23 protein-coding genes are annotated in these 22482 nt (G+C 52.3%); 6 read left to right on the top strand and 17 right to left on the bottom strand.

The genetic code is table 11. The features are described from left to right. Positions 1–17 precede the first annotated feature (17 nt). Both ACO6S1_RS10970 and ACO6S1_RS10975 read right to left on the bottom strand, forming a co-directional pair. Positions 18–782, bottom strand: a complete 765-nt coding sequence (locus ACO6S1_RS10970; RefSeq protein WP_422342738.1) for a hypothetical protein — start codon at positions 780–782, stop codon at positions 18–20. Then, on the bottom strand, positions 779–1234 hold the full coding sequence (locus tag ACO6S1_RS10975) for a nuclear transport factor 2 family protein (protein ID WP_422342739.1): 456 nt from the start codon (positions 1232–1234) through the stop codon (positions 779–781). The genes ACO6S1_RS10970 and ACO6S1_RS10975 overlap by 4 nt, the downstream gene beginning before the upstream one ends. 195 nt (positions 1235–1429) lie before the next feature. Here ACO6S1_RS10975 and ACO6S1_RS10980 point away from each other — a divergent pair, with 195 nt between their 5' ends. Beyond that, entirely contained in the window at positions 1430–1960 is a 531-nt protein-coding gene (locus ACO6S1_RS10980) for an ester cyclase (protein WP_422342740.1), read from the top strand. 146 nt (positions 1961–2106) lie between these two features. On the opposite strand, the gene ACO6S1_RS10985 is transcribed toward ACO6S1_RS10980, so the two are convergent. From ACO6S1_RS10985 to ACO6S1_RS11055, 15 genes are all read right to left on the bottom strand, one after another. Further along, entirely contained in the window at positions 2107–2859 is a 753-nt protein-coding gene (locus ACO6S1_RS10985) for an SDR family NAD(P)-dependent oxidoreductase (RefSeq protein ID WP_422342741.1), read from the bottom strand. Further along, positions 2856–3704, bottom strand: a complete 849-nt coding sequence (locus ACO6S1_RS10990; RefSeq protein WP_422342742.1) for an alpha/beta fold hydrolase — start codon at positions 3702–3704, stop codon at positions 2856–2858. Before ACO6S1_RS10990 ends, ACO6S1_RS10985 begins: the two co-directional genes overlap by 4 nt. After that, the gene (locus tag ACO6S1_RS10995) at positions 3705–4259 is read right to left on the bottom strand and encodes a VOC family protein (protein WP_422342743.1); all 555 of its coding nucleotides are present in this window, start codon (positions 4257–4259) and stop codon (positions 3705–3707) included. Positions 4260–4277: 18 nt separating this feature from the next. Then, positions 4278–4667 carry a MaoC family dehydratase gene (locus tag ACO6S1_RS11000; protein ID WP_422342744.1) on the bottom strand — a complete coding sequence of 130 codons (390 nt, stop codon included), beginning with the start codon at positions 4665–4667 and terminating at the stop codon, positions 4278–4280. After that, entirely contained in the window at positions 4664–5119 is a 456-nt protein-coding gene (locus ACO6S1_RS11005; RefSeq protein ID WP_422342745.1) for a hypothetical protein, read from the bottom strand. Before ACO6S1_RS11005 ends, ACO6S1_RS11000 begins: the two co-directional genes overlap by 4 nt. Further along, complete coding sequence (locus ACO6S1_RS11010) at positions 5119–6282, bottom strand: acyl-CoA dehydrogenase family protein (RefSeq protein ID WP_422342746.1); 1164 nt, start codon at positions 6280–6282, stop codon at positions 5119–5121. The genes ACO6S1_RS11005 and ACO6S1_RS11010 overlap by 1 nt, the downstream gene beginning before the upstream one ends. 50 nt (positions 6283–6332) lie before the next feature. Beyond that, the gene (locus tag ACO6S1_RS11015) at positions 6333–7097 is read right to left on the bottom strand and encodes an SDR family oxidoreductase (protein ID WP_422342747.1); all 765 of its coding nucleotides are present in this window, start codon (positions 7095–7097) and stop codon (positions 6333–6335) included. Beyond that, positions 7097–7822, bottom strand: a complete 726-nt coding sequence (locus ACO6S1_RS11020) for an alpha/beta fold hydrolase (RefSeq protein WP_422342748.1) — start codon at positions 7820–7822, stop codon at positions 7097–7099. The genes ACO6S1_RS11015 and ACO6S1_RS11020 overlap by 1 nt, the downstream gene beginning before the upstream one ends. Then, positions 7822–8766: a VOC family protein gene (locus ACO6S1_RS11025; RefSeq protein ID WP_422342749.1), complete on the bottom strand. Its 945-nt coding sequence runs from the start codon at positions 8764–8766 to the stop codon at positions 7822–7824. The genes ACO6S1_RS11020 and ACO6S1_RS11025 overlap by 1 nt, the downstream gene beginning before the upstream one ends. Before the next feature lie 51 nt (positions 8767–8817). Next, positions 8818–9657 (bottom strand): fumarylacetoacetate hydrolase family protein, encoded by an 840-nt coding sequence (locus ACO6S1_RS11030; RefSeq protein WP_422342750.1) that lies wholly within the window; start codon positions 9655–9657, stop codon positions 8818–8820. A 22-nt stretch (positions 9658–9679) separates the two neighbouring features. Further along, the gene (locus tag ACO6S1_RS11035; protein WP_422342751.1) at positions 9680–10459 is read right to left on the bottom strand and encodes an SDR family NAD(P)-dependent oxidoreductase; all 780 of its coding nucleotides are present in this window, start codon (positions 10457–10459) and stop codon (positions 9680–9682) included. Positions 10460–10469: 10 nt separating this feature from the next. Then, a complete protein-coding gene (locus ACO6S1_RS11040) occupies positions 10470–12140 on the bottom strand; it encodes a class I adenylate-forming enzyme family protein (RefSeq protein ID WP_422342752.1) in 1671 nt (556 codons plus the stop codon). Between the two features lie 106 nt (positions 12141–12246). Continuing rightward, positions 12247–13029, bottom strand: coding sequence for an SDR family oxidoreductase (locus ACO6S1_RS11045; RefSeq protein ID WP_422342753.1), 783 nt, complete (start codon positions 13027–13029; stop codon positions 12247–12249). Then, entirely contained in the window at positions 13026–14027 is a 1002-nt protein-coding gene (locus ACO6S1_RS11050) for a zinc-binding dehydrogenase (RefSeq protein ID WP_422342754.1), read from the bottom strand. Before ACO6S1_RS11050 ends, ACO6S1_RS11045 begins: the two co-directional genes overlap by 4 nt. A 21-nt stretch (positions 14028–14048) precedes the next feature. Next, positions 14049–15212 carry an acyl-CoA dehydrogenase family protein gene (locus tag ACO6S1_RS11055; protein ID WP_422342755.1) on the bottom strand — a complete coding sequence of 388 codons (1164 nt, stop codon included), beginning with the start codon at positions 15210–15212 and terminating at the stop codon, positions 14049–14051. A gap of 203 nt (positions 15213–15415) precedes the next feature. Between ACO6S1_RS11055 and ACO6S1_RS11060 the strand changes: the two genes are divergently transcribed. The 5 genes from ACO6S1_RS11060 to npdG all read left to right on the top strand — a co-directional run bounded on the left by ACO6S1_RS11060 (position 15416) and on the right by npdG (position 22476). Next, positions 15416–18097, top strand: coding sequence for a LuxR C-terminal-related transcriptional regulator (locus tag ACO6S1_RS11060; RefSeq protein WP_422342756.1), 2682 nt, complete (start codon positions 15416–15418; stop codon positions 18095–18097). Between the two features lie 89 nt (positions 18098–18186). Then, positions 18187–19116, top strand: coding sequence for a 3-keto-5-aminohexanoate cleavage protein (locus ACO6S1_RS11065; protein WP_422342757.1), 930 nt, complete (start codon positions 18187–18189; stop codon positions 19114–19116). A 49-nt stretch (positions 19117–19165) separates the two neighbouring features. Next, positions 19166–19486, top strand: a complete 321-nt coding sequence (locus ACO6S1_RS11070; RefSeq protein ID WP_422342758.1) for a hypothetical protein — start codon at positions 19166–19168, stop codon at positions 19484–19486. A gap of 6 nt (positions 19487–19492) precedes the next feature. Further along, positions 19493–21811 (top strand): 5-amino-6-(D-ribitylamino)uracil--L-tyrosine 4-hydroxyphenyl transferase CofH, encoded by a 2319-nt coding sequence (gene cofH, locus ACO6S1_RS11075; protein ID WP_422342759.1) that lies wholly within the window; start codon positions 19493–19495, stop codon positions 21809–21811. Between the two features lie 14 nt (positions 21812–21825). Beyond that, complete coding sequence (npdG, locus tag ACO6S1_RS11080; protein WP_422342760.1) at positions 21826–22476, top strand: NADPH-dependent F420 reductase; 651 nt, start codon at positions 21826–21828, stop codon at positions 22474–22476. The last annotated feature ends 6 nt before the right edge of the window (positions 22477–22482 follow it).

Consider the following 22482-nt stretch of genomic DNA (forward strand, 5'->3'; position numbering starts at 1 on the left):
TTCCTTTTGATCGCCGATTAAGGCACAAGCAGGCTTGGCCCACCAAATAATGCCCGCCCAATCATTGCCGGGATAACATTTATCATCAGGAAGGTGACCTGAAAGAGCAAAGCCATGCTCCAAAGCCGTGTCCATTCGCGGCCCCAGCCGGTTGGTTTTGCTAAAATACCCAGGCGAATTTCATGCGCCATAAATCCGCTTTCATCGCGGTCAGCAAGCATCCCAACAAACCAGCCTGCCCAGATACCGATCAGCAGGGGAAATATCAGTGGGAGCCTGCCATTTTCACTTTCCAATGCGGGACCAATAACGGAATCATATGTCCACCATGCATTGGCAACCGAGCTGCCCTCAACGTAGATCTGATACACGAGGAACAATGGAAAGGCGATCACCATGGCCAGCAAATATACCGATCGAGCGGTGAATTTGCGTTTTAGCCAAATAGTGAGTGAGGTTAGAAGCGGTATGGAAACCGCGAACCACCAGCCCCAGCTAAACGGCATGAACAGCGGCTTCACCGGCGTTGTGTAAGCCATTTCGCCCCAGAAGGGAAGGCGTGCAAATGCTGGATTCCATGCAACATAAGCGCCCCAGTCAGCAAAAAACTCTTGCCAAAAACCGCTGGATCCTGCCAGTAACATCAAGCCAAACAGAGGCATTTTTCTATTTTTTAGAGTTAGCAAAATAGTAGCCAACAGCAATAGACTCCAAAGATAGATGCTGCCGGTCTCCATTATCCATGGATCCACTGGAGGCCGCATGTCATTCGTGCCGCTCATACCGTTTGCTCCTTGATATATTCAGGGAGGTTATGATTATAGCACTTTTTCTCGTATAGACTGGAAATTCGCCATCCATCTTCCGTTCGCCTGAATGTATGGACGTACCATAGACCAAAGAAGATTGCCTGTTCTGCTCCGTCGTCGCCCGGGACAACCATTGGATTGTGACAGACGGTGCGAGTTTCACACCTGTCCTCTTCAAACTTGTACTGGGTAGTCATCACCGCATGTTGTGCAATTGGAATCGGTTCCAAGCTGGTTCGCAAAAATTCCTTTATCTCGGACAGGGAGCCTTTCACTCCAACCATTTCGCTGTAGTCAATTACTGCATCTTCGGTGAAATATTGGTCGAGCGCATCAAAATCCTTGTCATCTACCGCGTAGCAATAGCCAACCAGCAAATCTTGTATCTCGAAACGATCTGAGATTTCCTGAAGTGAAAGTGTCACAGCTGCCTCCATCCCCTTCTTGATCAATGTTTAGTGTCTAATTGTTTTAACCTATCAGATGCCTGCCCAATGGTAGGTTGCACTGGCTGGGTCTAACTGGAAAAGGCGTTTAATCAGGGAGGCGCTCTCCGTTCAGGAAGCGGCTCTCTGCCAACCTGAAGTCGCATTTCGCGCTGATAATGATGGAGATTTATAATGGCCGGTCGAATTCCGCCTTTTACAATTGAAGATTTTACCCTTTCGCCGGAAAAGCGGGCTGAAATATGTGACGGACTTACTGAACGCCAAACCTTCATGGTCAACCAATGGATGGATCTTCATGTCCAGTTGAACAAAGGCAACTGGGATGCTTTCGACGTATTCTTTGACACCGATAAAATGACATATGACAATCCCAACCGGCCTGATCTGGGAAAGTTTGAGGAATGGGTGACGTCGCCAATGGCGCTCTATGACACTTTCCCACCCAGCGCCTATCGAACGCTGAAGGCTTGGGGAAAAGGCGACGATGAAATCTGCGTCCTGTGTCACCATCACGGCAAACATACTGGCGGACCTTATATGGGTGTGCAACCGACCGGTAATCAACTTGATGTGCTCTGGTTCAGCTGGATAAAATTTGAAGGCGACAAGATTGTTCACATTTATTCGATTTCCGACGTGCTTTCGATGCTGATTGATCTGGAAGTTATCGAAGCACCGCAGCCGGTCGATCCCTACAAGTAGAGGATGACAGTTCGGGGGATGGAAAGGGGAGATTTAGCCTCCCCTTTCTTCTGTGCTGCTAGTTTCAATTCGTCAGGAGCAATATGATAATCTTTCGATATCGAAGTCATCCAGGAAAATTATGACATGGATATGGTTCCGATTACTCACAAACTAAATCCTCCATCAACAATGAGTGTTTGTCCTGTAATGTAATTCGCATCGTCTGAAGCAAGAAAGGCTATGGCTTTGGCAATATCTTCGCCAGTGCCGAACCGGCGCAGCGCAATGCTCCTTTTCTGGCTTTCCCAGACGTCCGGCGAATAAAGCGTTTCCAGAAAATGCGTGCCCAAACCGGCATCGATGATGCCGGGAGCGACCATATTGGCTCTTATTCCATACTTTCCTTCTTCCTTTGCGATCGCTCGGCCAATGGCTTCCATTCCGGCCTTGGGAACCGATGAGAGAGCATCACCGGGAGGAAATCTTGTATTGGCGACCGAGACCACAATCACGAAATTTCCATGCCCCTGTTCCCGGAATATCGGGAGTGTCTCAGCAACCACACGTGTCAGGCCAATCAGTTCGGTATCGATTACCTCTCGCCACTGGTCTTCGGAGATACTACTTACAAATGGCTGTTCAATGGCGACACCGGAGGCGAAGATCATCGTACCTATCGCACCAAAGTGATCTCGTGCCTGCGTGATGGACTGCGAGATAGACGCGCTGTCGGCCAAATCACAGTGCACCGCCAGCGTTTCGCTAGCGTGGGGTAATCCAGCGGCAACAGCATTTGCCTTTTCTTCGCTGGAACGATAACCAATGGCCAGACCATCCCAATCTTTTGCCAATGCGTCACATGCCGCATGTCCAAGACCGCCGGTTGCTCCAATGACGAACGCTGCCTGTTTGGTCATGCCAAAATCCCCTCCGGCGTTCGTGCCAATACATCCAGCAACTTTGTTGCAAAGCCGTCATTTCGGTCGGCCGTAAACATATGCCCGACGCCCCGCGCCAACATAATTTCGAGTTGCGGTGCTAACTTCTTGAAATTGTCGACACCTTCGTCGGTAAGTACATGGCTTAACTCAGCGCGGACCATTACTAGCGGCGACTTCACGCGCGCCGCTGCAGCGAGCAGAGATTCGTTTTCACTGGGAGGATGAAGAAATTCGGCATTGCCTGTGGCCGGATCCCACCGCCATTGCCAGCGATCCTCGGTATCTCGCCGCATGGAACCGGCAAGTTTTCTCGGATCTGCGATCCGCTTCTGTCCCAAATGTTTGGCCAGTGAATCAGCCGCCTGATCTAAACTTTCAAAACCTTTAGCACCCTCTGCAAAGAAAGCGCGAATGCCGTCGATCCCTTCATCTTGCATGTCAGGGGAAACGTCGGCGAGCATGATTAATCGCACATGCTTTGGTTGCCGCGATCCGCCGACCAAAGCGGATTGCCCGCCGCGGGAGGCACCGACCAGCGTAACCGGGCGATCAAACTGTTGAACGAGCTTTTCTACATCTCTGCCAAAATCTTCGAGGTGATACTGACCATCTTTTGCCCAGTCGCTGTCTCCGTGGCCGCGCAGATCAATGCTAACACCGTAAAAACCGGCTACTGCTACCTTTTTGGCCGAGCCCAACCAGGCATTGCGGCTTTGGCCACCGCCATGAAAAAAAAGGACGGGCGGATCCTCAGGGTCGCCATAAGCGCTGCCCACCAACTCCAGCCCATCCCCTTCTAACCGGATTGTATCTGCTAACAACTACGCCGCCACGGCAGGAGGTGCGGTTTCCGCATGGCTTGGATGTTCGCCAGGACCTTTATAGGCAAATTTATTGGGTGCATGATACCAGTTGCCATCGTTTTTGCTTTCATAAGAAGAGGCAACTTCGATGAGGCAACCATGGGTGCTTTTTGCGCCGACCCAGCTCCACTTTTGCCAGGTCATATCGGGGTCATTATACATGGCACCATCTCCGGGCAGATCTATACCTTCGGCTTTGAGTTTCTCCATGTCGCCTTCAAGGTCATCTGTTGTAAAACACAGATGATGGACATGTTCGCCGACTTTATCCAGACGGTTGCCCATAGGTGTCCCGGGGGCGGGCTGGATGAATTGAATTTCGGTGCCATGGTCATTGACGAACGTGGCCCATTTCATGCCGGCATCAGCGCCGCTGGAAAATTCGTCATACTTAACAATACGTTTTTCCAGCTGGCCAGGATCCAGTACGCGCAGGATTTTGGTCCAGTCTACTATCGCTCTATCTAGGTCGCTGACGACCATGCATACATGTGCAAATGGGCTACTAGGCATTTTTAAAACTCCTCATATTTAGATGGATATAGTTGCGGTACCACTATTCACCGTTCCACGCCCTTCAACGTCCAGGGTAAATTCGCATGAAATCTTGTCGTTTTCAATGGCAGTAATTTTGCCAGAAGCAACGGCCTTGTCTTCGCCGTAAACATTGTCGAGAAACCGGGAGTCCATAGATTCGATCCGGCAACCGGGAAATGCGGCCATCAACATGTTCATCATATATGCTACATTGGCAGGACCTTGATTGATTACCTTGTCGCCAAGGCCCTTGGCCTTTACAACCTCGACATCAAGATGAATTGGATTGGGATCGGCCAGAAATACGGCCCATTGTTTCATTGCCTCCGGACTGACACTCTCAATTGTGAATGGCGGCAATTCATCTCCAACATTATAACTCATTTGGCCAGCTCCTTGCGCGGCAAAACCCAGACATTATCGGTTTCAAGAATGCAGGTGTTGTCCTTCTCCTTGTGCAGACGCAGACGGTAGGTGAGTACATCCATAATGCCGAGCTTCCGGCTTTGCTTGCGGACCAGGCTGAGTATTTCGCCAGAGACCTTATAGATTTCACCGACCATCACAGGTTCGGAAAATTTTACGCCGGAAGAGCCCATCATAGGGCCGTCATCAACATCAAATTCGCAGGTTTCACAGACGCCTGCGACTGTTTTGCCCATCGCCACCTGTGTTGCGATATAGTAGTAAATTGGATGTGCGCTCCCGTCAGCCGCTGGTTTAACGCCGGTCGATTGGCACAACGCTGAATTTTCTTTTTCGGTGACGACGAAAGTTTTTGTGCCATCAAGCGAAGTGCCGGCTACATCGGGGGCAGGAGGGAAATCAGCGCTCATTAGAATGACCTCGGCAGGCCGAGACTCTCGGCGATGGAATTGCGGACCATTTCGTTGGAAATTGGCGTCATCCGTAAAATGCGATGATCGCGCCAGTAGCGCTGCATGTCAGTCTCAGCAGAATATCCCATCCCGCCCATGATTTGGATGCCCATATCGGCAGCTTTTACTGCATTTTCAGTCGCGACCATTTTGAGCATATTGGCTTCAGTGCCGCAGGGAAGGCCCTCTGCTTGCATTTGGGCCACATTGAACAAAAGCAATTCGGTTAGTTTTTGCGAAGTCGCAATATCGGCAACATAATGTTGAAGAATTTGAAAACGACCGATGATGTCGCCAAATGCCTTTCGCTGTTTCATATATTCCAATGCATCTTCCAGTACGCCATCAATCGCACCTAAACATTGAGCGCCGACCATGATACGTTCATTGTTGAGGCTTGGCAGCATCGCTCCCCATGCATGCCCGGGTTCGCCGAGTACATCTTCGTCCGGCACAAACACATCCTCATAATGCACTTCGCAGCTGCCCATCGCTCGCATGCCCAATTTTGGAAGCAGGCTGGCGGTAATTCCGGGAGACTTTGCGTCAACAAACAAAGCGATCAGACCCTGATGCGGTCTTTCGGCATCTCGGTCCGAGCGGGCCAGAACCAGCAGGCGGTCCGCAGCTTTCGCCGCAGTGGTCCACATTTTCGCCCCATTCAGTTTCCAGCCGCCGTCGACCTTGTCGGCATAGGTTTTCATAGCGCCCAATACGTCGGTACCGCCATCAGGCTCGGTCATAGACAGTGATACCCGCATGTTGCCTTCCGCCATTTGCGGCAACCACCTCTGTTTCTGCTCCTCGCTGCCCGCAACCGTAATTGTTTTCGCACCGCCAAAGGACGTCAATCCCCAGACCCAGAGTAGACCGCCGGCAGTACGCGCCATTTCGCGCGCGAAGATCATCTGCATGACAACATCGCCGCCTAGCCCGCCATATTCTTCCGGAATACCTACTCCAAAGAAGCCTTGCTCTTTCAGTTTGTCCCAAATTATGTAGGGATAATTTTCCTCGTCCGCTTCAAGTTCGCGCATCAGGTCCTTTGGAAGCTCTGCATTAACCCAGCGGCGCACAGTGTCGCGAAAAGCGTTTTGTTCTTCAGTAAGATTAAAGTCCATAATTTATCCTTGCAAGGCACGCTTACTTGGAAACCTATCGAACGTAAGGCTCATATAGCAAGACCTCCTTCGACCGGAATTACGGAGCCCGTAACATATGCGCCTGCACGGCTCGCTAGATAAATAGCGGCTCCAGCCATATCCTCCGGAGTTCCGGTTCGCCCGCGAGGCACCATTCCTTCAACCATTTTTCGCATGTCGTCGTCGACAATGACTGTCATATCGCTTTCAAAGAAACCCGGCGCTATGGCGTTTACGGTAATGTGATCGGGGCCCAATTTCTTGGCCAGCGACTTGGTGATCCAGTGAATTGCACCTTTTGATGCCTGATAGCTATAGACTTCACGAGGGCCAATTTTGAGTGCGCCCACCGAACCGATATTGATCACGTTAGCTGGTAGTTCCATTGTTGCATCGGCCCGCATCAACGGGAGCAATTGCTGCATCAGGAAAAAAGGTGTTTTCAGATTGAGATCAATAACATCGTCCCATTGATCCTCGCTAAACTCGTCAACCGGTGCATCAGACAATGTGCCCGCGTTATTCACCAGAATGTGCAGAACCTGTTCGCGATCCTTAATTTCAGCTACCAGTTTTTTGATGCCTTCCAATGTGGAGACATCAGCCGTCAATCCGATGACATCGCCCGGCATTTCATCAACGGCGCTTGCTACTTTGTCCGCACGGCGCGCACAAATATAAACGCGCGCGCCAGCGTTAGCTAGTCCGGTCGCAATCATTCGGCCAATGCCCGCGCTCCCGCCAGTGACCAGCGCGATACGACCTTTTACCGAAAAAAGCTTCTCAATATCCATCAGCTGACAATCTTTTCTATGATCGTGCAAACGCCTTCCGGATCACCGACGTTAAACGCATGATCACCGGGATGGTCATGAACAGTCCAGCCCAGTTCCCTTGCCCGGGCGTGCATCGCGGTCATGATTGTGTTTTGCGCAGCGATATAGTCGACAGGATGCTTAATGGATTCCGCTCCAACAGGTATAACGCAGCAAGTTGCGCGCATTGGCTGATCGGAGAGATGATCGAGCAGCCATTTCTCGCGGTCCGGGTCCATCATATGAGGATGTTCTTTCGCCATCGCGCGCTGCTGTTCGTGCACGCCCGATCCGATTGGACCCTCGCCGGAATCCAGCATCGCGTCCAGCCCGGCCAGTTCTTCCTCCGGCGCGAATCCGAGTAGAGAACCGATTCTCTCACCAGCATGTGGGACGATGGCGTCAAGATAAATCACTTGCGTGATCTGGTTTCCCGCTCTCGCCAACACGCCGGGCGCGACCGTGCCGGCATAGCTGTGCGCAACAAGAATGACATCGCTCAAATCTTCATATTTCAGGACATTGACGATGTCATTTACATGAGTTTCATTGCCAACATCTCGGCCGATCAAATGCTCACGCTCGCCAAAACCCGTAAAGGTTGGCGTGTAAACCTTATGTCCTTTAGCCTCCAATATTTCGCGCATGAATTTCCATGTCCAGCCGCCCATGCCGCCGCCATGCATTAATAGATATGTGGCCATTATGCTGGTCCTCCAGGTTCGGTATTATCAACAAAACCTTCCGGAACACCCGGGCCCCAAAGGTAGAAACTATCTTCAGGGGAGTGCTCGGCATTTGCAGGCCACTCGCAATCGGCAGGGATGAAATCTATATCCGCCGAATATTCCGCATGGCTGCCCCAAGGGTCAGTTGCATAGTAGAAATAATTGCCGCCTAGCACATGGCGGCCAACCCCCCAGCCATTTTCATATCCTGCACGCAACATTTGGGCTGAGCCCAGGCCGACCTCTTGCACAGAGCCAACATCCCAGCTGCTATGATGCAGGCCGCGGTGACTGGATCCAACCAATGCCAGCAGATGATGATCACTGCCATGTGGTCCATGCAAAAAAGCGACTACCGGTCCGCTGCCATCAGAAAGGCGCAGCCCCAGATGATCACTGTACCAGGCAGTTGCTCCGACAACATCGCTGCAATAAATAGCCAGGTGCGACATATGGCGGGGATGGACCTTGGGCGCACTGCTGTTAAACACTGCACCGGACTCGCCGGCCGCAGATGACTCAGTCACAAATTGCGTCTTGCCGTTAGGTGAGCATTTTTCGCCAACACGAATATTGATCGGCATGCCGTCAAAACCCTCGATCCACATGCCAGCGCTCTCGGTTGTTGCAGGGGCATTAATATGCTTCACGCCCTTGCTATTGAGATGTGCAAGTAGCGCTTCCTCGTCTTCTGCAAAACAGCTAAAGCTCAAATAACGAAGCTGCTTTGCGGCGCCCTGCGAAAGAGCAACCCATCTATGCGAAAAACCTTTTGAATAAAGCGCCAAGCCATCGCCCTCATCCTTAACGTCCAATCCGAATGCCTCATAAAATTCACGGGCCTCCGCAAGATCAGGAACTTGCAAAGCAAAATGGTCTATGGAATGAACGCCCAAAGCGCCCGCTCTTTTTGCCGTCATATCAGTCTCCTCGCCTTTATCTTTGTCTCATCCGCAACACGCAACTGATGTTCATTCTGCTTCTATCGGGTTACGCAGCAGCCCGATATTCTCGATTTCCACTTCGACCACGTCGCCCGGTTTCATAAACACCGGTGGATCGCGCGTCAGTCCAATACCTGATGGTGTGCCCATGACCAGTACATCGCCCGGTTCAAGGGTTAGAAAGGATGACAGCAGGGTCACGGTTTGCTGGACATTGAAAATCATCAAATCGGTTACGGCTGACTGCATGACTTCGCCGTTCAGCCGCGTTTCAATTTTCAACCCTTCTCCGCCAGCGGGCAGCTCATCGTCTGTAACCAGCCAGGGACCGAATGATCCGGTATTGTCAAAGTTCTTGCCAGCAGTCCATTGCGGTGTTTTCAGCTGATAGTCCCGAACCGAACCGTCATTAAACACCGAATACCCCATCACGTGAGAAAGAGCGTCAGCTTCGCTCACATTTTTTGCCTGCTTACCAATGACTGCAACCATCTCGCCCTCAAAATCCAGTTGGTCCGAAGATGCCGGCTTTAAAATTGGCGCTTCGTGACCGATCAAATTTGACGCGAAACGCGCAAAAATAGTAGGAAATTCGGGAACTTCCATATCAGCTTCGGCAGCATGATCGGCATAGTTCAAGCCAAGGCAAATCACTTTGCCGGCGCGCGCGAGCGGCGGCAAGAATACAAGATCGCCTTGCGATACTGTTTCGCCCGCGGTTGCCGCCGCTCCTGCTTCTGCCAATGTTCCTTTGGAAATATGGGTGTCCAAATCGGCTACATCTTCGCCATATGCGACAGTGATGGCATCTCCGTTTTTGGCTGCCAGACCCATTTTTCCATCTTTAGTTACTCGTGCGAGGCGCATTTCTTTTTTCCTTTGTTCGGTTTTAACTGCTTGGTTTTTGTCCGGTTCCACCGCCAGTGGCTGGCATTAAATTGTTGCTCATGCCGCCATCGACCAAAACATCGATTCCGGTGATATGGCTTGCGTGCGGGCCGATCAAAAAAAGAATGGCATTAGCGACATCTTCAGCCATGCCAAGTTTACCGAGCGGGATCATCGATTCGCGCTGGGCCCTGCGTTCGGCATCATCATAACCGGCCTGGGTCATCGGGGTATATGTAGGACCGGGCGAAACGCTGTTGCATCTGATGCCATCCCCGCCCCACTCCAGAGCCAATTGACGAATGAGCATCAGCAAGGCGGCCTTGCTGGAGGAGTAGAATCCTAACCCCGGTGTGGGCTGCGTCGCTGACATGGATGCGGTGGCGACGAAGACACCCCTGCTTCGCGAAAGATGAGGATGAGCAGCTTTTGCCAAAGACCAGGCGGCCCGGGTGTTGATGCTGTAGACGCGGTCAAAATCATCAGCGGCCATATCAACCAGCGTACCGCCTGCGATAATGCCAGCATTGCTGACGACTGCGTCAATGCCATCCATATGCGCAGATGCTGCTGCTACGATTTTCTCGCCGCAATCGGAGGCGGCAAGGTCTGCTACGCAGGTCGCCGCCGCAGCGCCAATCCCATCCGCAACAGTTTCGAGTCCGTCAGCGTCGCGGTCCGTTAGCAACATTTGGTGCGGACCGTCCAAGCCGCCCGAAGCCAATTGTTCGGCCACTGCGCGTCCAATTCCGCTTGCTGCTCCTGTTATGATGACGCGCATGACCTGTCCCTTATTCTGCTAAATCAAGTTCAGACATGAGTTGTTCGCGAAGTTTGAATTTCTGTATTTTCGAAGCCGACATAGGCCATTCGTCCACAAAGCGGATATGTCGAGGAACCTTGAACGAGGCAATTTGCTCTTTTGCAAATGCGATTAACTCTCCTTCACTTGTCTCGCATTTGCCGCTTCGTTCGATGAATGCAGCAGGCACCTCTGCCAGCCGTGCGTCGGGCAATCCGACCACCTGAGCCAGCTGAACAGCATCGTGTTTTGCGAGCACAGCCTCCACTTCAGCTGCTGCAACATTTTCCCCGCCCACTTTTAACATATCTTTGAACCGCCCATGGAACTGCAGATGACCATGTTCGTCAATCGAACCAATGTCTCCGCTATGATACCAGCCATCGGCGTCAAGCGCCTGTGCGGTCTTATCCGGATCGCGGTAATAGGCATCGAGCAGACTATATCCTTTGATGCAAATTTCACCGCGTTCGCCGATCGGAACTTCTTCCCCGGTTTCAAGATCGGTAATTCGTACCGTCACTCCCACCATGGGATAGCCAAGCGCCTGAAAACCCATTTCCGGATCCATCGCATAGCCGCCGGTGGTCACAATTCCGCTCCCCTCCGTCATCCCATAGGTTCCCACCTGCAGAGCATTTGGCATTTTATGGCGATACGCTTCGCCAACTTCCTTTGGCATCTGGCTAAAACAGCTATTCATCAATCGGACAGTGCTCATGTCGGTCTTGTCCCAGTCAGGATGAGCGATCATAGCCTGATGAAAAGTCACAAAAGGCAAAAACAACATGGTCGCTTTTTCTGCTTCGATTTGACGCAAGCTTTCACCGGCGTCGAAATGTGGTTGTCCGATAAAGGTTCCGCCAACCTCAACTGCCCCGAGCATGGCGAGCATTGCAGCAATGTGAAATAGTGGCATTGGCGACCACACGCGTTCATCAGACTGGAACGCCCAGCGATTATGAGCAAGGTTACCAGACTCTCGGCAGATCGCCTCATGGCTGAGCAGGCATCCCTTGGGATTGGCCGACGTACCGGAGGTGTATAGGATCATGCAAGTATCGCGTAGCCGCACACCCAGCCGTGCCAGGTGCACGCTCTCTTCGCTGACATTTTTTGCCGCAGCTTCAAATGCATCCTGATCGATAAAACCGGGTGCTTGGGAACCGCCCATCAGCACCAATTGTTTGAGCTTTGGAACCTCCGCTAGCGATAGCTTCTCCGGTTCCTCCACATCGGCCAATGCCGGGAAAGCTTCGGTCAACCGCTCTGAGAAATTCACGAAATCGTCTGACTCGCTATTGGTGATTATGGCGCTCAGATCAGCATTTTCCGTGACATAGGCCATCTCCGGAGCGCGGTACCGGGCATTCATTAGCACCGACACGCCCCCTACCATCGCAACAGCAAATAGCGTTTCGACAAATTCTACCCCCGACGGGAGCAATATTCCGACATGATCACCTGGTTTAATGCCGACGCCGATAAGCCCCCGCGCACGATACAACACGGACTGGACAACTTCATTATAGCTTTTGCGTTCCGCCGGAAAAACCAAAGCTTCCGCCTCTGGAGACCGATCCCAGGCATTTAGTAGCATATCACCCAACGGACTAACGCTTGTACGTATCCGTGCGGGATTTTCGCTTCTTTCAGACACGTTTGATATTCTCCATAGACACCCCGCCACCACTATATTGCGTTGCAACTGAAATTATATCTGCATCCTTTCGCTGGATAGGTGGGACTAGAGAATGTACAAAAATTTATCCACAACCGACAATCCCTCCGTCTATCGGTATTGCCGTCCCAGTTATATAGGCGCTCGCCCTGCAGGACAAAAATACCGACAATGCAGCTATTTCATCCGGTTTGCCCATGCGTTTCATAGGGATTTTTGCCAACAGTCTGGGGTTCACCTGCTCTTCAGCATCGCGCAAATGCGCGGTCATTCCGGTTGGGAAAAAACCGGGCAAAATGGCATTTGCGGTAATGTTGCGTTTCGCCAGATCTCCTGCCAGATCACGCGTGATCTGATGGATGGCCGCTTTACTGGCTGAATAGCTATAAGCTCTCAAGCGGAGCGCAGTTGCCCCGGCTATGGAACCTATGTTCAATATCCTTGCAGGATCTTCTTCCTGACCTGCTTTCTCCAGTTCCGGTAGAAATTCCCGAACCAGCGTGAACGGCATTTGCAGGTTGACCGCCAGCACATCGTCCCACGCTTCATCGGGAAAGTCATCGACGTCTGCGCCCCACGACTGACCGGCGTTGTTGACCAGGACATGCAATTCGTCGCCAAGGACCTCACGAAATTCATTTGCCAGATCGACCGCAGCCTTGGGTGTCGATAGATCGGCACCCAGCCCGACGCACATTTCAGAATCCGAAATTTCCTTAGCCGCAGCTGCAGATTTTTCTTTAGAACGGGAAGTTATTGCGACACGGGCGCCTGCATTGGCCAAACCTTCTGCGATCATCCGACCAAGGCCTTGTGCGCCGCCGGTCACAAGTGCCGTTTTTCCGGTTAAATCAAACGGACTACTCATACTGTTACGACCACTTTCCCGAAGCTATGTTCATTCTCCAGATAAAGCAGGGCATCTTTTGCAGCATCAAGTGGAAAGGATTTTTCGATGACTGGCTTGATCTTGTGCTTGTTCACAAAGTCCAGCATGTCACGAAAATCCTGCGGATCGCCGACCTGGCTGCCAACAATGCTGGCGCTTTTCAGAAATATTCCGGTGGCTGTGATTTCAAATTTGTCACCGGCCGTTGATCCATAGATAACAATGCGGGCGCCTGGGTTTATGGCGCGGACATAATTAGCGTAGCTGGGCGCGGGAGCTCCATCCAGTACAACGTCGATACCGCCCGTCATCTTGCCAACCTGTTTGCGCCAGTCAGGATCGGTGAATAACAATCCGTCCAATGCTCCCATTTCCTTCGCGCGGGCTAACACTTCGTCACTTTCGCCGGTTACATAGACTCTTGCGCCGAGCGCTGCGGCGAAAGCCAGGCCAAATGTTGCGACGCCGCCTCCCACGCCGCTGATCAAGAGTGTATCACTGGGTTGCAATTGTCCTTTGAACATTAATGCTCGCCAGGCCGTAAGACCTGTGAGTACCGTCGCAGCAGCCTCTTCCCAGCTCATGAATTCGGGTTTTGGCGCGAGATTTTCAGTCGGCACGCAGATGTATTCGGCAATCGTGCCGGCGTGAGGCATACCCAAAAGGCCAAATTCAGGCGTTGGAGCATGGCGATTGGAGCCCCAATCCATTCCAGGATAAATCACAACTTCGTCCCCGACTGTCACGTCAGACACTCCATCGCCAAGCATATCAACTACGCCAGCGCCGTCACAGCCCATTGTGGTCGGGAGATTCATACCTGGATAGAGACCGCGTGATATCCACATCTCGCGGTGGTTCATCGAAGCAGCCTTGATGGCAACGCGGACTTCTCCGGATTTCGGTGTTGGTGTATCTACTTCGCTGACACACACCGCTTCGGGCCCATCAGTTGTTTCTTGCAGGAGTGCTTTCATATTTCAGTTCTTTCCAAAGTTTCAAAAGGAGCGCGGCAGACCGAGCGATTCGGCAATACCATTTTTGACCATTTCGTTGGTAACAGGCCCAATCCGCCACAAGCGGCTATCACGCCAATATCGCTGCATGTCGGTCTCTGCGGAATAACCCATGCCGCCAAGGATCTGGATGCCCATGTCAGCTGCCCTGTTGGCATTTTCAGATGCAAGCAGCTTAAGCATATTTGCCTGGTTGCCGACTTCTTCACCGCGCGCCTGCTTGTCGGCACAAAAATGCAACAACAATTCCGTCGATTGCTGCATCGTCGCAATTTCGGCTATATAATGCTGCAATATCTGAAACTGACCAATATATTTTCCAAATGCCTTGCGCTGCATGACATAGGCAAGCGCGTCTTCCAGTATTCCGTCGATCACGCCCAGGCAAAAAGCGCCAACCATGATACGTTCGTTGTTGAGTGTCGGAAGCAATGTGTACCAAGCATTATTTGGTTCGGCGAGAACGTCGTCGTCGGCAACAAATACATTGTCATAGACAACTGTACAGCTGCCCATAGATCGCATTCCAAGCTTGGCCAAAGGAGTGATTTTTACGCCTTTGCTATTTGCAGGAACCCAGAATAGCGTAAGGCCTTGATGCATTTTCTGGACATTTTTGTCGGTCCTCGCGATGCACAAAAGATAATCCGCCACATGGGCCGATGAGCTCCAGATTTTTTCACCATTGAGAACCCAGCCACCTTCAACTTTTTCAGCTGTTGTAGAAAGGCCCCCTAAGAGATCCGTCCCGCCACCTGGTTCGGTGAAAGAAATAGCAGCCTTCAGGCGGCCAGCTGCGATCTCCGGGAGATATTTGGCCTTTTGCTCCGGAGTACCGTAAAGTCCAATTGACTTTGAACCAGCAAAAGAAGTGATGCCCCAGATCCACGCAAGTCCGCCAAGGGACCGCGCCAATTCGCGCGCAAGCAGCATCTGCATGAGAACATTGCCGCCCTGGCCATCAAATTCTTCCGCAATACCAACGCCGTGGAATCCGGCTTCGGTAAATTTGGCCCAAAGCTCATGCGGATAATTATGTTCATCGGCTTCAAGTTCTCTGGCCCAGTCTTTAGGGCATTCGGCTTCCACCCAGCGATGAACTGTATCGCGAAATGCTCGATGTTCCTCCGGCAGTTCAAAGTCCATTCTCTTGCTCCTTTTGTTAATTTGCCATGCTGATGCCAAATCAAGCAGAGTTTATATGTGTTGACCGGTAGATAGGTTTGCACCACCTATCTGCCGATAGGAATTGATGCTTGTGCCGGGCATTTTTCTGTCAGATACTATTTCAACCGATCAAGAGAGCGATGGTCTGATTCGCCAAGACTTTATGGAAGAGGGTATTTGACATGGGTGTGGTGACGACCACGATCATGCCGCCACGTGCGGCACATCATTATGTGAAGCGGGCTGGAATCGAGAAATTGGCAGACCGTGTCGCCGCGGCGCGCGTTGTAACGGTCAATAGTCCTGCCGGTTTCGGTAAAACAACTGCGATGCTACGCTGGGCTGAAATATTCCGTGAAACTGATCGTCCAGTTATTTGGATTGCTGCCCGCGCAGGTATTGATTCGCTAGAGACATTTCTTGATGCATTGAAATCAGCGAGCGTTGCCGCTGGTTTGATATATGAAGGCGTAAATGACGATACCAGCCCTCGAGGTTGGCTTGCAAATCTGGCGGATGGAAGCGGCCCTCGTCCAGCGCTTTTTATCGACGATGCTCAACTGCTTTCGCAGGAAGTTTACGACTATATTGACCAATTGATTGCGAGTGCCCGTGACTCGTTGACCACCATTGTCGCAACCCGAGGGGAAAACGGCATCAACGTGGCCCGGCTGCGAGCGCTTGGTTATCTTGAGGAAATTCGCGCAAGGCATCTTTATTTTGATCGCAACGAGGCGGTTCAGCTCATTCAACAGGAAAGCGATGAGATCATACCCGATGATGAAGTTCAGAAGATTGTAGTGGATACTCAGGGGTGGGTAACGGGACTCATCCTTGCCGTACGGGCTTGGCGACGCGACCGCGCCGAGGGACATCCCCCAGAGGGTGGAACAACTGGCCTTAGGACCGAATATGCCAGTTATTTTCATGAAGAAGTGATTGATGGTCTGCCCCAGGATGTTCGAAACTTCATCGTCGATACATCCATTCTCGGTGAATTGACGCCATCTATTTGCGCAGCGGTTGTGAAATCTGAAGATGCGCGCTTAATGCTTGAAGAGGCTTTTACGCGCGGCTTGTTCCTGAATGAAGTCGATCGAGAACTCGGACGATACAGCTACTATTCTTTATTCAGGGATATGGTATTTGGGCGCTTGATGATGCAGGCTCCTGAACGGGCTGCAGAATTGCATCGCAGAGCGAGTTTGTATTTCTCAGAAACAGAAGATTTCCAGCAAGCGCTGGATTTTGCCGTAAACAGCGGTGACAAGGAGTTTCTCGCAGACCAGCTGGATCGGCTGGCAGAACCAATGATCTATGGTGGGTTGTTGTACAAGGTTGATGATTTGGCGAGTGATCTACCATGGGACTTAATCAAAAACCGTCCGTCATTATTGCTTGCCATGTCCTGGCGCAGTAGCCGCAGATTGGCATTCAAATCGTCGGAACGATTGATCGTTGCAGCCGAAGCGGCGCTGGAACGGGCGTGTAAAAATGGCTTGTTAGATGATTATGAATCCAATCAGATGAACTTCCGGGTCCGGCATCGCAAGATCATGCTCGAGGCCGCGAGAGACAATATGGAATTTGTCGAGCGAGAATCGGAGTTACTGCTCGAGGATCTCGGAGATGATCACCCCTATTTAAGCTGCACTCTCATTGCCCAACTACTATCCGCGCGGCGCGAATTATATCATTTCCACGACATGTTGCGACTAGAAGCCGAGCTTCGCAAAGCTTTGGGTCGCCCAGGCTCGGATCTGGCGTCTATTGCGCTTAAGTCATCGGTTGCACCAACGCTTGTTGCACAAGGCAAGACTGAGATGGCCCGTCAGTTTCTGACTGAGGCACATAGTCTGGCCACACAAATGGATAGCGAAATTTCGGGCCTTGCTGCGCTTCCTGCTCTTCCGCTTGCTGAACTTAACTATGAGTGCGGAGAATTGGAAGAAGCCGCCAAGTTAGTCGAAAGTCACCTGCCGTCCATACGCCAATGGGGATTTGTCGATCAATTGGCATCCGGGTTTTTGGTGCGTGCGCGGCTTGCCGCTGCCGATGGCGACTTGGCTAGCGCGTTATCCGGGTTGGAAGAAGCGCAATTGGTTGCGATAGAATGCGGACTTGATCGGCTGCGCGCTTTGATCTTGTCCGAACAGGTGCGCATGCTTGTTAAGTCAGGGAAACTCGAACAGGCTGAAAAGCTGTTCCAATCCAGCGATCTGAGTTTTGAAAGTGATCCTGTCCCTACACTAAATCCAACTCGGCTGAATGAGTGGATGGCAATTGCCTGGTTGCGATTGGAAATGCACCGCTTTCGGCTGGTTCGCTCGCGCAAAATTGCGAAGCGCTGGCTGGAATTTGTGCGCAGGCGCGGTGCCGTTCGTTCCGCGGTAACTTTTGAACTCTTGCTGGCAGAGATCGCCGTACTTGCAGGCAACCGATCGGAAGCCCGGAGGGCAGTCAGATCAGCGGTAGAACTAGCAGAACCTGGAGGCTGGATTCGCCCTTTTGTCGATGAAGGCGAAGCCATTTCATCGCTACTGGTAGAATCCTACGCAGATGGTCCAGTCCCGGATACACCCGTTGATAAATTTGCTGCAAAGCTTGTTTCTATCTTGCGAGGGGCCCCAGAAATTAAAGGGGATGATGAGGATGAATATGGGCTGGGAAGCGGTCTGTCCTCGCGGGAAGTGGAGATCCTGACGATGGTTCGCGGCGGATTGCGTAACCGGGAAATCGGTGATCGCCTCGGTCTCACCGAAGGAACAGTAAAATGGTACATGCAGCAAATATACGACAAGCTGGGTGTGCGCCGTCGGCCGCAAGCTGTGATTCGGGCCCAGCAACTGGGAATTTTGCAGTAGATATCCCGATACGACCTATCGAAGGGAAGATTGAACGCCGCTAGTCGTTTCTTAATGCTGCCACCCAGGCAAAAAGACAGGAGACAAAAGTGGCAAAAGGCAAGGTCATAATAAGCTGCGCAGTAACCGGTGCAATCCATACCCCAACAATGTCGCCGCACCTTCCTATCACGGCGGAAGAAATTGCTGATGCAGCAGTTGGCGCAGCCGAGGCGGGGGCGGCGATCATCCATTTGCATGCTCGCGACCCGGAAAACGGGCGACCAGATCAAAACCCGGACTTATTCGAACCTTTTTTGAAAGTGATAAAGCAGCGAAGCAATGCCGTCATAAACCTGACAACCGGTGGTCATCCATCAATGGCATTAGAGGAGCGACTCCGGCCAGCGACGACTTTTGAACCCGAAGTAGCCTCGCTTAATATGGGAACTATGGGATTTGGACTGTTTCCGATGCTTGATCGCTACAAGGACTGGAAACACGAGTGGGAACCAGCAACTCTGGAAGCTTCACGCGATTTGGTATTTAAGAATACCTATAAGGATATTGAAGGGCTGTTAGAGCTACTGACGCCCCTAGGCACGCGTTTTGAATTTGAATGCTATGATACCAGCCATCTCTACAATCTGGCCCATTTTCTGGATCGAGGATTGGTCAAGGCACCACTATTTGTGCAAACCTGCTTTGGTATTTTGGGCGGTATCGGTAGCCACCCCGATGATGTGATGCACATGAAACGGACCGCCGATCGGCTATTTGGGGATCAATATGAATGGTCAGTACTGGGTGCCGGAGCACGGCAAATGGGCGTCGTTGCGATGGCAGCATCGATGGGTGGTAATGTCCGCGTCGGTCTGGAAGATTCGCTATGGGCGGGACGCGGCAGACTTGCCGAAACCAATGCCGAGCAAGTTCAGATGGCTCGCAAGATCATTGAAAATATGGGGCTTTCGGTGGCAACGCCAGACGAAGCACGGGAGATATTGCAGCTTAAGGGTGGTGATCGCACCAATATCTGATTTTGAGTGATCGTTGCGGCTAGATCGCAAAAAAAAACGGGGTTTCGTGATGCGGCAAAAAATATTTGCTTATTGTATTCTGGTGGCGCTGCCGTCAAACATAAGGCCATCGATTGAGGCGTTCCAGACCCACTTTGCTCCCACCGAACATGACGTTGTCGGCGACAAGACTGCAAAGCTGATGAATGAGCGGGGCTTGACCGGCTTTTTGCAGGATTTTGACGCCATCGCGGGGCCGGAACCGCATATGAGCGATGTCGTGCGCAAGCCGGAGGCGATGGGTGTCTCTACTTTGATTGCCGCACTTCTGGGACATGGCGCCCCCTTGCCGACGATAAGCGGCCTCGCCGCAGCCAGAGAGGCTCTGTAGGCTGGCATGACCTCAGCATTGAATACACAAGAAGCTCGTGACTGGTTGGATCAACTGGAATCGATTTCGCAGCCGGAACTGTTCTCCCGCGCGGAAGCGATGACAGTGGCAGGGCATGGCAATGTCATCACATATTCGCGCAAGGTTTTCATTCCGCTGACAAAACTATGCCGCGATGTCTGCCATTACTGCACCTTCGCGCACCGGCCGTCCGAACTGCATGCACCCTATATGACACTGGATGAAATATTGGAGGTCGCCCGCGCTGGCGAAGCGGCAGGATGCAAAGAAGCACTGTTCACCCTGGGTGATCAGCCTGAGCGGCGGTATAGTGCAGCGCGCCAATGGCTCGGTGATAACGGCTACGGAAGCACGCTCGACTATCTGGCCGCTGCCGCGAAACTGGTTCTTTCCGAAACTAGCCTGTTGCCACATCTCAATCCCGGCATCATGAATGCGCAGAATTTTGAAACATTACGTCCCTTGTCGGCCTCTATGGGGCTGATGCTGGAAAGCAGCTCGAATCGGTTGGGCGAAAAGGGCATGGCGCATTATGGATCGCCTGACAAAGTTCCCGCCGTCCGATTGGGATCCATCCGGCTGGCGGGTGAGGCGCAGGTTCCGTTTACGACCGGGCTGCTCATCGGCATTGGCGAAAATAGGCTCGAGCGTATAGATGCTCTGCTGGCAATCCGTGATTTGCACGCGCGATATGGACATATTCAAGAAGTCATCATCCAGAATTTCCGTGCCAAACCCGACACGCAAATGCGAGGCAAGCCTGATTTGCCCTTAGAAGAACATTTATGGGCGATTGCTGCTGCGCGGTTAATTCTCGGTCCGGATATGACCATTCAGGCCCCGCCCAATTTGCGCGACGGTTCTCTGGCGCAGCTTGCCAAAGCAGGCGTGAATGATTGGGGCGGCGTTTCGCCCGTTACACCCGACCACGTAAATCCCGAAGCGCCTTGGCCGCATTTGGAAAAGTTGGAAACCGAAACCGAGGCCGCCGGCCGCCATTTGCGCCAGCGCCTTGCCATAGGTCCGGCCTATGCCCGCGATGTTTCGCGCTGGACCGATCCAGCACTGCAAACTCCCATCCGCCGCGCTGTGGACGCACGCGGTTTGGTTCGCGAGCAAAATTGGCATGCCGGTTCCGGAGACAAAGCGCCTGAATTTATGCCATCAATCGTAACAGGCCGCGATCCGCAAATTGCTGTTTCGCTAGGACTGGTCGAACATGGGGAGGAATTAAACAAAAAGCAGATAACGCGGTTGTTTACAGCAGAGGGTAGCGATTTTGATCATATTCGCGCCTTTGCCGATGAATTGCGGCAGGACAGGGTGGGCGATGTCATCACCCATGTTGTTAATCGCAACATAAATTACACCAATATCTGCCTTTATCGCTGCGGCTTTTGCGCCTTTTCAAAGGGCAGCACGAAAAGCGAGCGCGGCCCAGCCTATAATATCGACCATGACGAAATCGCGCGGCGAACGGTTGAAGCATGGGAGCGCGGGGCCACTGAAGTGTGTCTGCAGGGCGGCATTCATCCCAGCTATGACGGCAACACATATCGCGGCATTGTGCGGGCGGTTAAGGCGGCCGTTCCGCAAATGCATGTCCATGCCTTTTCGCCTTTGGAAGTGCATCATGGTGCAACGACATTGGGGCTTTCTTATGAAGATTATCTCGCCGATTTGAAGGCGGCGGGGCTTGCGACATTGCCGGGAACCGCAGCGGAAATATTGTCCGACGATATTCGAGATATCATATGTGCGGACAAGGTGAATACCAACGAATGGCTGGCGGTGATGCGGGCGGCACATAATGTCGGACTGAAAACAACCGCGACTATCATGTTCGGCCATGTCGAGGGCTACGCGCATTGGGCTGTACATTTGGAGCAATTGCGCAAGCTGCAGCAGGAAACTGGCGGTTTTACCGAATTTGTGCCGCTCCCCTTCGTGCATATGGAAGCACCAAATTGGCGGCGCGGTGAAACCCGTTCCGGCCCAACATGGCGCGAAGCGGTGTTGATGCATGCGGTGTCGCGAATTGCACTGGGCGGCGCGATACCCAACATTCAGGCAAGCTGGGTGAAATTGGGCCCGGATGGAGCGGCGGCAATGCTGCAGTCGGGCGTGAATGATCTGGGCGGTACTTTAATGGACGAGTCAATCACGCGAGCAGCAGGCGGTGCGAACGGGCAGATTTTTGATGTTTCGCAAATGCAGGTTCTGGCGGACAGCCTTGGTCGTCCATTGCGCGAACGCAGCACCATTTACGGCCAATCCATCAGGAAAATGGCCACTGTAGAATAAAGTCAGGACTTGAGATGAGCAGCAAAATTGCCATTATTGGCGGAACTGGAAATCTGGGCAGCGCGTTGGCCTGGCGCCTGGCAAGAGCAGGGCGCGCTGTGATCATCGGCTCGCGTACAGCGGAAAGCGCATCGGCCAAAGCCGCTGAACTCGGTCATGGTTTGACCGGAATGGCGAATCCAGATGCAGCGGATGTTGCGGATATTATAATCATCACTGTCCCTTTTTCCGCGCAGGAAGCCACGCTTGCGGAAATTAAGCCGCATGTGGCTGGAAAAATTGTGGTCGATACGACGGTACCGCTGGTGCCCCCCAAGGTGATGCGCGTTCAGTTGCCCGCCGAAGGATCCGCTGCGGCAAAGGCCGCCGGGCTATTGGGTGATGATGTGCGGTTGGTGTCCGGCTTTCACAATGTCGCAGCACATAAGCTGGCGCAGGATGTGGATGTTGCCTGCGATATATTGGTGTTTGGCGATGAAAAAGCGGCACGGGCCGAAGTTGTGGCATTGGCCGATGCCGCTGGCCTGCGCGGTATTCACGCTGGCCCGTTGGTAAATTCAGCGGCAGCCGAGGCGATGACCTCGCTGCTGATTTTCATCAATAAAAATTATCAGGTGGATGGCGCGGGCATCGCTGTTACAGGTGATTTGAAGCCGCTAGGCTGAAACTGA

It is taken from the genome of Parasphingorhabdus sp., from assembly GCF_965233695.1.
GTDB lineage: Bacteria > Pseudomonadota > Alphaproteobacteria > Sphingomonadales > Sphingomonadaceae > Parasphingorhabdus.

Excerpts from the sequence above, each read along its gene's own strand:
- ACO6S1_RS10970 (WP_422342738.1), bottom strand. The coding sequence starts at position 782 with ATGAGCGGCACGAATGACATGCGGCCTCCAGTGGATCCATGGATAATG.
- ACO6S1_RS10980 (WP_422342740.1), top strand. The coding sequence starts at position 1,430 with ATGGCCGGTCGAATTCCGCCTTTTACAATTGAAGATTTTACCCTTTCG.
- ACO6S1_RS10985 (WP_422342741.1), bottom strand. The coding sequence starts at position 2,859 with ATGACCAAACAGGCAGCGTTCGTCATTGGAGCAACCGGCGGTCTTGGA.
- ACO6S1_RS10995 (WP_422342743.1), bottom strand. The coding sequence starts at position 4,259 with ATGCCTAGTAGCCCATTTGCACATGTATGCATGGTCGTCAGCGACCTA.
- ACO6S1_RS11000 (WP_422342744.1), bottom strand. The coding sequence starts at position 4,667 with ATGAGTTATAATGTTGGAGATGAATTGCCGCCATTCACAATTGAGAGT.
- ACO6S1_RS11005 (WP_422342745.1), bottom strand. The coding sequence starts at position 5,119 with ATGAGCGCTGATTTCCCTCCTGCCCCCGATGTAGCCGGCACTTCGCTT.
- ACO6S1_RS11010 (WP_422342746.1), bottom strand. The coding sequence starts at position 6,282 with ATGGACTTTAATCTTACTGAAGAACAAAACGCTTTTCGCGACACTGTG.
- ACO6S1_RS11015 (WP_422342747.1), bottom strand. The coding sequence starts at position 7,097 with ATGGATATTGAGAAGCTTTTTTCGGTAAAAGGTCGTATCGCGCTGGTC.
- ACO6S1_RS11020 (WP_422342748.1), bottom strand. The coding sequence starts at position 7,822 with ATGGCCACATATCTATTAATGCATGGCGGCGGCATGGGCGGCTGGACA.
- ACO6S1_RS11025 (WP_422342749.1), bottom strand. The coding sequence starts at position 8,766 with ATGACGGCAAAAAGAGCGGGCGCTTTGGGCGTTCATTCCATAGACCAT.
- ACO6S1_RS11030 (WP_422342750.1), bottom strand. The coding sequence starts at position 9,657 with ATGCGCCTCGCACGAGTAACTAAAGATGGAAAAATGGGTCTGGCAGCC.
- ACO6S1_RS11035 (WP_422342751.1), bottom strand. The coding sequence starts at position 10,459 with ATGCGCGTCATCATAACAGGAGCAGCAAGCGGAATTGGACGCGCAGTG.
- ACO6S1_RS11045 (WP_422342753.1), bottom strand. The coding sequence starts at position 13,029 with ATGAGTAGTCCGTTTGATTTAACCGGAAAAACGGCACTTGTGACCGGC.
- ACO6S1_RS11050 (WP_422342754.1), bottom strand. The coding sequence starts at position 14,027 with ATGAAAGCACTCCTGCAAGAAACAACTGATGGGCCCGAAGCGGTGTGT.
- ACO6S1_RS11055 (WP_422342755.1), bottom strand. The coding sequence starts at position 15,212 with ATGGACTTTGAACTGCCGGAGGAACATCGAGCATTTCGCGATACAGTT.
- ACO6S1_RS11060 (WP_422342756.1), top strand. The coding sequence starts at position 15,416 with ATGGGTGTGGTGACGACCACGATCATGCCGCCACGTGCGGCACATCAT.
- ACO6S1_RS11070 (WP_422342758.1), top strand. The coding sequence starts at position 19,166 with ATGCGGCAAAAAATATTTGCTTATTGTATTCTGGTGGCGCTGCCGTCA.
- cofH (WP_422342759.1), top strand. The coding sequence starts at position 19,493 with ATGACCTCAGCATTGAATACACAAGAAGCTCGTGACTGGTTGGATCAA.
- npdG (WP_422342760.1), top strand. The coding sequence starts at position 21,826 with ATGAGCAGCAAAATTGCCATTATTGGCGGAACTGGAAATCTGGGCAGC.